Source organism: Micromonospora endophytica (genome assembly GCF_003236305.1).
In the GTDB taxonomy this organism is placed as follows: domain Bacteria; phylum Actinomycetota; class Actinomycetes; order Mycobacteriales; family Micromonosporaceae; genus Micromonospora; species Micromonospora endophytica.
In genome coordinates this window covers 1-9,158 of sequence record NZ_POTX01000234.1, presented here as the reverse complement: position 1 = coordinate 9,158, position 9,158 = coordinate 1, and the positions used below count along the sequence as shown (strand labels likewise).

General features: G+C 70.3%; 10 protein-coding genes. 6 read left to right on the top strand and 4 right to left on the bottom strand.

The features are described from left to right. Positions 1-374: MarR family winged helix-turn-helix transcriptional regulator (locus C1I93_RS24915; RefSeq protein WP_111245716.1), on the bottom strand; the 374-nt coding region annotated here is incomplete at its 3' end. Positions 375-471: 97 nt separating this feature from the next. On the opposite strand from C1I93_RS24915, the gene C1I93_RS24910 reads away from it, so the two are divergent. From C1I93_RS24910 to urtE, 6 genes are all read left to right on the top strand, one after another. Next, positions 472-1,599: a substrate-binding domain-containing protein gene (locus C1I93_RS24910; protein WP_223256399.1), complete on the top strand. Its 1,128-nt coding sequence runs from the start codon at positions 472-474 to the stop codon at positions 1,597-1,599. Between the two features lie 455 nt (positions 1,600-2,054). Then, the gene (gene urtA, locus C1I93_RS24905; protein ID WP_111245715.1) at positions 2,055-3,299 is read left to right on the top strand and encodes an urea ABC transporter substrate-binding protein; all 1,245 of its coding nucleotides are present in this window, start codon (positions 2,055-2,057) and stop codon (positions 3,297-3,299) included. 68 nt (positions 3,300-3,367) lie between these two features. Further along, the gene (urtB, locus tag C1I93_RS24900; protein ID WP_111245714.1) at positions 3,368-4,255 is read left to right on the top strand and encodes an urea ABC transporter permease subunit UrtB; all 888 of its coding nucleotides are present in this window, start codon (positions 3,368-3,370) and stop codon (positions 4,253-4,255) included. Next, positions 4,252-5,412 (top strand): urea ABC transporter permease subunit UrtC, encoded by a 1,161-nt coding sequence (gene urtC / locus C1I93_RS24895; protein ID WP_111245713.1) that lies wholly within the window; start codon positions 4,252-4,254, stop codon positions 5,410-5,412. Before urtB ends, urtC begins: the two co-directional genes overlap by 4 nt. After that, a complete protein-coding gene (urtD, locus tag C1I93_RS24890) occupies positions 5,409-6,176 on the top strand; it encodes an urea ABC transporter ATP-binding protein UrtD (RefSeq protein WP_111245712.1) in 768 nt (255 codons plus the stop codon). The genes urtC and urtD overlap by 4 nt, the downstream gene beginning before the upstream one ends. After that, on the top strand, positions 6,176-6,868 hold the full coding sequence (gene urtE / locus C1I93_RS24885; protein WP_111245717.1) for an urea ABC transporter ATP-binding subunit UrtE: 693 nt from the start codon (positions 6,176-6,178) through the stop codon (positions 6,866-6,868). Before urtD ends, urtE begins: the two co-directional genes overlap by 1 nt. 190 nt (positions 6,869-7,058) lie before the next feature. On the opposite strand, the gene C1I93_RS24880 is transcribed toward urtE, so the two are convergent. From C1I93_RS24880 to C1I93_RS24870, 3 genes are all read right to left on the bottom strand, one after another. Next, positions 7,059-7,550, bottom strand: a complete 492-nt coding sequence (locus C1I93_RS24880) for a Rieske (2Fe-2S) protein (protein ID WP_111245711.1) — start codon at positions 7,548-7,550, stop codon at positions 7,059-7,061. Between the two features lie 59 nt (positions 7,551-7,609). Then, a complete protein-coding gene (locus C1I93_RS24875) occupies positions 7,610-8,173 on the bottom strand; it encodes a DUF6529 family protein (protein ID WP_420811751.1) in 564 nt (187 codons plus the stop codon). Between the two features lie 65 nt (positions 8,174-8,238). Then, entirely contained in the window at positions 8,239-8,871 is a 633-nt protein-coding gene (locus C1I93_RS24870; protein WP_223256400.1) for a hypothetical protein, read from the bottom strand. Between the last annotated feature and the right edge of the window lie 287 nt (positions 8,872-9,158).

Below are 9,158 nucleotides of genomic sequence, written 5' to 3'. Positions count from 1 at the left end.
GGGTCGTCGGGGGTGCTCAGGTCGGCCAGTTCGGCGTGGATGCGGGCGGAGAGGCGCTGGTGCTCGCGGCGGCCCCGGTCGGTCAGGTAGGCCCGGATCCGGCGGCGGTCGAACGGGTCGATCCGGCGGAACACCAGGTTACGGTCGACGAGCTGGTCGACAAGCTTGGTCAGGGTGCCCGGCGGTAGCGAGGCCGCGGCGGCCACCTCGCTCATCGGATGTCCAAGATGGTCGGCGAGCAGGCAGAGCACCCGCCACGCCTCGATGCTGAGTGACTCGTCGGCGAGCACCCCGCCGACCCGACGGGAGAGCAGACGCTCGGCGCGGGTGAGCAGGGGCAGCAGGTCGGCTGCGGAGCCGGGAAGATCTGACATGGCACTCCCGCCTGGCGGTTGCCGTGCCATCGTACCGAGACGTCCCGGTGGCTGGGGAAGACTGGTCTTCGGCACCGGGTGCCGCCACCATGTGTTCATGTCCGCGCCGGCACCGGGGTACGGGCGCCCGCAGGCGGCGGAGAGCATCACCGCCGGGGCGTCCTTTCTCACCGTCGACCGGGGCGTGGTCAGCATCGCGCTCGTCTATCCGATGCGGGGCCCGGCGGGCATGTTCGGTCCGAGCTGTGAGCTCTGCGCCCAGTTGGCGATGGAGGAGGTCAACCGGCGCGGCGGGGTGCTCGGCCGGGAGCTGCGGTTGGTGCCCGTCGACGGCGGCGCGCCGCCGGCCGAGGTCGCCGCCGAGGTGGAGGCGCTGGTCTCCATGGGGGCGGTGCAGGGCGTCACCGGTTGGCACATCTCCTCGGTACGGCAGGCGGTGGCACCGCGCATCGCGCACCGGGTGCCGTACGTCTACACCGCGCTGTACGAGGGCGGTGAGCGTACCGAGGGGGTCTTCCTCACCAGCGAGACGCCGGACGCGCAGCTCTGGCCGGCGATGCGACTGCTCGCGGCGGACCTGGGGGTACGGCGCTGGTTCGTGGTGGGCAACGACTACGTTTGGCCCCGGCGGACCACCCGTGCCGCCCAGCGGTACGCGCTGCGCAGCGGTGGCCGCCTGGTCGGGCACCACTTCCTGCCGCTGGAGACGCACGACTTCACCGAGGTGCTGCGCCGCATCGAGCGCAGCGACGCCGACGCGGTGCTGATGCTGCTGGTCGGCGCGGACGCGGTCCGGTTCAATCGGGCTTTCGGCCGGTCCGGCCTTGACCAACGCTGCCTGCGGTTGAGCACCTTGATGGACGAGAACATGCTGCTGGCCAGCGGGGCGGCGAACACCCGGCGGTTGTTCAGCACCGCCGGTTTCTTCGCCGGTCTGGTCACTCAGGAGAACCTCGACTTCCACGGCCAGTTCGCCCGCCGGTTCGGGCTGGAGGCGCCGCCGCTGGGCAGTCTGGGGGAGTCCTGCTACGAGGGCGTGATGCTGCTGGCCGCGCTGATCGCCGAGGCCGGCACGCTCGACGTACGGGCGGTGGAGGCGTCCGCGGAGGTGGTGTCGTACGACGGCCCCCGGGGTGAGCTGCGGCTGCGCCGCCGCCACGTCCGGCAGCGCATCTATCTGGCCGAGGCGGACGGCCTCGACTTCACCGTCCTCGCCGAACTCTGACCCGCCGTGACCCGACGGTGCCTTGACACGACAGTCGGCTGGCCGCATAAGATACTTCCTGTGTGAAGTATCCGGTCCTCGTGCCGGATACCGCCACTTGCCCACGGTGGACGGGAATTGCCGTTCCATGGTGGCATTAATCGTGTGCCGGTGCCATTTTGCCGTTTCTTCGACGGTGAGGCGCCGGCATTTTTTCATGGTCCGGTGTCACCAACGCCAGGCAGCGGAAACAGTCTATTGAGGATTGGGAAACATCCGCGCAATGAAGCGGATCGAAGCTTTCCCTGCCCGATATCAGAATCGGTGCCCGGCCGGTGTCCACCCATCGTGCCGGGCAGCGCCGAGAGTTCCGCCGGACCGCACCGCACCACACCGATCCGCATCCTCCACCCGGGACCGACGTGCGTTCCCGGTGAGCTGACACCATGCCTCGCCCGCACATGCAGGGAGAATTGATGACATTGTTCCAGGGACGCCGCATCCTGGCGGGTGCCATGACCCTGGTCGCCGCGGCCGCGTTGGCCGCGTGCGGCAGCAAGACCACAGATGAGAACAGCTCCGCAGGTGTCGCCGCCGACGTCTCCGGCGACACCGTCAAGGTCGGCCTGCTCAACTCCCTGTCCGGCACGATGGCCATCAGCGAGGTGACCGTCCGCGATTCGATCATGCTCGCGATCGAGGAGATCAACGCGGCCGGCGGCGTACTCGGAAAGAAGATCCAACCCGTCGGCGAGGACGGTGCCTCGGACTGGCCCACCTTCGCCGAGAAGGCCGAGAAACTGATCCGTGAGGATCGCGTCGCTGCGGTCTTCGGCTGCTGGACCTCGGCCAGCCGAAAGGCGGTCAAGCCGGTCTTCGAGAAGAACAAGGCGCTGCTGTTCTATCCCGTGCAGTACGAAGGGTTGGAGCAGTCGCCGTACATCTTCTACACCGGTGCCACCACGAACCAGCAGATCGTTCCCGGCCTCGACTACCTGAAGGCACAGGGGGCCAAGTCGCTCTACCTCGTCGGCTCCGACTACGTCTTCCCGCGCACCGCGAACAAAATCATCAAGGCGTACGCCGAGGCCAATGGAATGGCGGTGCTGGGGGAGGACTACGCGCCGCTCGGCTCCACCGAGTTCGGCACCATCACCAACAAGGTGAAGTCCTCGGGTGCGGACGCCGTCTTCAACACCCTCAACGGCGACAGCAACGTGGCGTTCTTCAAGGAGTACAAGTCCGCCGGACTGACCGCGGCCAGCATGCCAGTGGTGTCGGTGTCGATCGCCGAGGAAGAGGTCAAGAGCATCGGCACCCAGTATCTGGAGGGCCAGCTCACCGCCTGGAACTACTACCAGACCACCGCCGGCGCGGCGAACGAGAAGTTCGTCGCGGCGTACAAGGCCCGCTACGGCGCGGACAAGCCGACGAGCGACCCGATGGAGGCCGCGTACGTCTCGGTTCACCTGTGGAAGGCCATGGTGGAGAAGGCCGGCAGCTTCGACGTGGAGAAGGTGCGGGAGGCATCCAACGGCATCACCTTCGACGCGCCCGAGGGTCTGGTCACCGTGGACGGCGCGACCCAGCACATCGCCAAGACGGCCCGGATCGGCAAGGTCGGCGCGGACGGGCTGATCACCGAGGTGTGGAACTCCGGTGAGCCGATCACTCCGGACCCGTACCTGAAGAGCTACCCCTGGGCCGGCGGCCTGAGCTGACCAGCGGGCCCGGGCGGGACGCGACGTCCGCCCGGGCCCCTTCCCACCAGCAGTTCGGAGTACGCACTGTGACAGTTCTCATCGGCCAACTCTTCACCGGCGTCAGCATCGGGGCGGTGCTGCTGCTCATCGCGCTCGGCCTGGCGCTCACCTTCGGCCAGATGGGCGTGATCAACATGGCGCACGGCGAGTTCATCATGGCCGGCGCCTACACCACGTACGTCCTCCAGCAGGTCATCACCGCGGCCGGCTGGTCGCTGCTGGTCGCCCTGCCGGTCGCCTTCGTGGTGGCCGGCGCGATGGGCGTCCTGCTGGAGTTCCTGCTGATCCGCCGCCTCTACGCCCGCCCGCTGGACACCCTGCTGGTCACCTGGGGGGTGTCGCTGATCCTGCAACAGCTGGCCCGGGACATCTTCGGCAGCCCCAACGTGCAGACCCGCGCCCCGGAGTGGCTCACCGGCAACGTCGCCCTGCCCGGCGGCATCACGGTGGCCAACAACCGGCTGTTCATCCTGGTCCTGGCCGGTGGCGCGGTGGCCGCGCTCACCGTCGCGCTGCAGGCCACCCCGCTGGGCCGCCGGATCCGGGCCGTGGTGCAGAACCGCGACCTGGCCGCCGTCTCCGGCATCGCCACCGCCCGGGTCGACCGGATGACCTTCTTCATCGGCTCCGGCCTGGCCGGCATCGCCGGTGTCGCCCTCACCCTGCTCGGGCCGATCGGACCCACCATGGGCACCAACCTGATCATCGACGCCTTCCTGGTCGTCGTGGTCGGTGGCATCGGCCAGCTCAAGGGCACCGTGATCGTCGCCTTCGCCCTGGGCGTGCTCCAGGCCACCGGCGAATACCTCACCACCCTCAGCGTCGCCAAGGTGATGGTCTTCGTCGCCATCGTCGCGTTCCTCCAGTGGCGACCCCAGGGCCTGTTCACCCTGCGTACCAGGAGCCTCGCATGACCACCGTCGCCCGTGATCCCGTCACCGCCGATCCCGTGCCGCCGCCGGAGAAGCCGGCCGCCGGGCCGTCGCGCCACCGCTACCGGGCCGCCGTCGGGTTCGCCTTCGGCGCGGCCCTGCTCTTCGCGGTGGCGCCGCTGCTGCTGTCGGACTTCCGGCTCTCCCTGCTGGCCAAGTACCTCTGCGTGGCGATGGTCGCGGTCGGCATCGGCCTGGCCTGGGGCCGCGGCGGCATGCTCGCCCTCGGCCAGGGCGTGTTCTTCGGCCTCGGCGGCTACGCGATGGCCATGCACCTCAAGCTGGCCGACGCGGGTCCGGGTGCGATGCCCGACTTCATGCTGCTGTACGGGCAACTCGACGAGTTGCCGCTGTGGTGGCGCCCCTTCGCCAGCCCCTGGTTCGCGCTGCCCGCCACGGTGCTGCTGCCGATGGCTGTCGCCTTCGTACTCGGCTCGCTGGTCTTCCGTCGCCGGGTTCGGGGCGCCTACTTCGCCATCCTCAGCCAGGCCCTCGCCGCGGCCATGGTGATCCTGCTGATCGGCCAGCAGGGCACCACCGGCGGCACCAACGGCCTCACCGACATCCAGGGTTTCTTCGGCTACGACCTGGACGACCCGGTCAACCAGCGGATGGTCTACTTCATCATCGCCGGCACCCTGCTGGCGCTGCTGGCCCTGGCCCGGCACCTGATGCAGAGCCGCTACGGCGAACTGCTGGTCGCGGTCCGCGACGGCGAGGAGCGGGTCCGTTTCCTCGGTTACGACCCGGCCACCGTGAAGCTTGTCGCCTACGTGGTCGCGGCCGGCATGGCCGGGCTGGCCGGGGCGCTCTTCGTGCCCGCGGTCGGCATCATCTCCCCGGCGTTGATCGGGATCGTGCCCTCCATCGAGTTCGTCATCGGCGTCGCGGTCGGTGGCCGGGCCACCCTGCTCGGGCCGGTCCTCGGCGCGGTCGCGGTGGCGTGGGCGCGTACCGCCCTGTCGGAACGTTTTCCGGGCACCTGGACGTACCTGCAGGGCCTGCTCTTCGTGGTGGTGGTGGCGTTCCTGCCCGGCGGCCTGGCCTCGCTGATCGGCCTGGCCCGCCGCCGCGACGACGGTGAGCGGCCCGGCCTGCTCCGGCGGCTGCGGCGGCGCGCAGCGGAGGTGTCGCCGTGACCGAGCAACTGCACGGGCTCTACGTACGCGACCTGCGGGTCAGCTTCGACGGGTTCACCGCCGTCGACGGGGTCAGCCTCGACGTGGCACCGGGGGACATCCGGTTCCTCATCGGACCCAACGGCGCCGGCAAGACCACACTCGTCGACGCGGTCACCGGGCTGGTCCGTGCCACCGGCTCGGTCCGCTTCGGCGACCGCGAGCTGCTCGGCCGCCCGGTGCACCGGATCAGCCGCCTCGGGGTCGGCCGCACCTTCCAGACCTCGACGGTGTTCGAGGAGCTGTCCGTGCTGCAGAACCTCGACATCGCGGCCGGCGCCCGGCGAAGTTGGGCCACGCTGCTGCGCCGCCGGCACGGCGTACCGGACGAGGTGGCCGAGGCACTTGAGGTGATCGGCCTGGCGGGCCGGGCCGACCAGCTCGCCGGCACCCTCGCGCACGGGCAGAAACAGTGGCTGGAGATCGGCATGCTGCTGGTGCAGGACGCCCGGCTGCTGCTGCTCGACGAGCCGGTGGCCGGGATGAGCCACGAGGAACGCGACGCCACCGGAGCGCTGCTGGAAAAGGTCAGCCGGGACCGCACGGTGGTGGTGATCGAACACGACATGGACTTCCTGCGCCGCTTCGCGCGGACCGTCACGGTGCTGCACGCTGGCAAGGTGCTCAGTGAGGGCACCGTCGCCCAGGTGCAGGCCGACCCGCGGGTGCAGGAGGTCTACCTCGGCCACCCGGTCGACGCCGCTGCGACCCCTCTGGAGGCATGATGCTGACCATGCGCGGCGTGCACGCCGGCTACGGGCGCAGCCGGGTGCTGCACGGCGTCGACGTCACCGTGCCGGCCGACGGGGTCGCCACGGTGCTCGGCCACAACGGCGCCGGCAAGTCCACACTGCTGCGGGTCGCCGCCGGCCTGCTGCGCCCGTCCGCCGGCCGGGTCGAGTTCGACGGCGAGGACATCACCCGGCTCGCCCCGCACGCCCGGGTGGCCCGGGGCATCGCGTACGTGCCGCAGGGCCAGCAGTGCTTCCCGCACCTGACCGCGGCGGAGAACCTGCGGCTGGTCGCCGACGGCCGGCGGGACGGCCCGGTCGCCACCGCCGAGGTGCTCGACCTGTTCCCGGCGCTGCGCCCGCTGCTGCGCCGGCGGGCCGGGCTGCTCTCCGGCGGCCAGCGCCAGCAGTTGGCCATCGCCCGGGCTCTGATCACCCGGCCCCGGCTGCTCATGCTCGACGAACCGACCGAGGGCATCCAGCCCTCGGTGGTGACCGAGATCCAGGACCGGATCGTGGCGCTCATCGCGCAGACCGGCTTCAGCGTGCTCCTGGTCGAGCAGCACCTCGGGTTCGCCCTGCGGGTCGCCGACCGCTACCACGTGTTGGAGTCGGGCCGCGTCACCTCCGCCGGCACCGCCGGCCCCACCGCCGAACCCACAGTCCGCCAAGCCCTCACCGTCTGACCCGTCACGCCCCCACGGTTGATCAAGAAGTTTTGGTCGCGTCGTGCCGGTGGGTGCGACGCAAACTTCTTGGTCAACTCAACGTGAGGTGGGGCCGTCCGGGGGCGGGCAAGCCCGTTCCGGACGGCCCCGCGCGGCCCGGGCCTGGGGTGGGCCGCGTCTTGCGTGTTCGCGACGGCGGGCGACCTGGTCAGGCCAGCCGGATGGCGTCACCGTCGATGGTGACGTTCGCGGCGGGCAGCGGGGCGTTCGCCGGTCCACTGCGTACCGAGCCGTCCGCGATGTCAAACACGCTGTTGTGGCAGGCGCAGGTGATCACGCCGTCGGCGACCGAGGTGACCGTGCAGCCCTGGTGCGTACAGGTGGCCGAGTACGCCTTGATGGCACCCGCCGTGGGTTGGGTGACCACCACGCCCGCGTCGGCGAAGATCTGTCCACCGCCGACCGGGATGTCCGCCAGGGTGGCCAGCGCCGGGGCGGCGGGTGCCGCGTCGGCAGCCGCGGTGCCCGAGGGGTCGGCAGACGGATTCGCGCTGCCGGCGGGTGCGGCGGCGGGCGGCGGCGGAGCCGCTGCCGGTTGACCGTACGTCGCGCAGCCGGTCAACGCGGCCACCCCCACCGCACCGGTGCCGGCCAGCATGGCCCGTCGCGACCGGCAGCAACCGGCCTGCTCGTGGTTCATTCTCAGGTGCCTTGCCTTTCGAGTTGCGAAGCTGCTTCGAATTGCGGAGCTGCCGGGGGTCAGAGCTGGAAGCCGAAGGTGGTGAAGTACCAGACCGACGAGGTCAGGAAGACACCGATCAGGGCGACGAACACGGCACCGCCGATCACCGGCAGCACCCAGCCGGCCAGCCCACGCTTGGGCAGGGTGAGCATCTTGGTGGCGAACGCCCCGAAGAAGAAGCAGCCGAACAGGGAGTGCAGCAGCGTACGGGTGTCGTAGTCGGCGAAGCCGAGCGCGTACAGGCAGTGCACGGCGACCGGCACGGTGAGCAGGAACGCGATCCGGCCCGACCAGCGGTGCACCGGGCCGGCCCAGGACGGGGAGAACCCGCCGAGCCGGCCCCACATGGCCATCGCGGTGAGCAACTGGATGACGGCGAAGAACGCCGCCCCGGTGCCCAACCACACCTTCACCGTCAACGGCGAGGAGAAGCCGGCGACGTTCACCGCGATCCCGGTAGGGGTGTGGGTGCGACCGTAGACGCCAAGCGCCACCGCGACCCCCGCCCCGACCACCAGCGGGATCAGCAGCGACGGTCGTCGCTGCGGCGCGCTCGGCGGCGGGCCGTCGAAGTCGCGCATCACCTCCATGGTGGGCTCGGGCGGGCGGCGCGGCACCGTGCGTACGCCCGAGCGGTGCCCGGCCATCAGCGTGCCCCGGGGACTACCGGATCGGCGGTGACGGTGACCCCGTTGACCACGGTGCTGTAGAAGGCGGGATCCAGCGGCGGCGCCGGGATCGGCTCGCCGTTCCAGGTGACGATGCCGATCTGGTTGCCGTCGGGCAGGAAGATCCAGCCGCCGTCGATGCCGGCCTTGCGGGCCTCGTCGCTGGCGCGGTAGATCGCCGCAGTGGTGGCCTCGCCGACCTTGACGTTCGCCTCCTCGACCACCTTCTCCTCGGGCTGTGCCTCGAACTTCCACCGGCGGACACCGACGACCATCTCACCGCTGGCGCTGTCGCCGCGGATGATGCCGTCGAGCTTGGCGTCCTTGCCGGTCAGCTCGATCTTCCCGTCCCGCACTGTGCCGGAGAGCCACACCTCCATCTCGCGGCCGTCGCAGACGTACGCCTCGGCCTTGCCGTTCTTGACGGTGATCGCGATGGTCGCGCCGTTCTCCAGCTGGCCGATCCAGTTCTGCTCGACCGAGTTGACCTCGGTGCCGGCGGACGACGGATCCTGCTCGGTCGGTGGTGAGGTGCCGGGCGGTCGGGCGTTCGCGGCATCCGGATCCGCGGCACCCCCGTCCGCCTCGGGTTCGGCATCGGCCTCAGGCACAGCCTCAGGATCGGCCTCGCTCGTGGACGCGGAAGCCGGTGGGGCACCTCCGGCCACTGGCTGAGTGCTCGGCGGGGATGCCTGTGCACTCATTGTGAACAGCACGGCAGCCGTCACCGCCCCCGACAGGAGGGTTAGCAACGGGGTCAGGCGCTTCATGGGCCACTCCCTTCCCCCACAGGTACGCACCACCGCCCCACATCGGTTCAAAGGAAGGGCCCCCTATTAACGCCTCGTGTATAGGAGGGGCCCCCTCCTAACATCTCGCCTGCGAGGCGGTGTGGCGT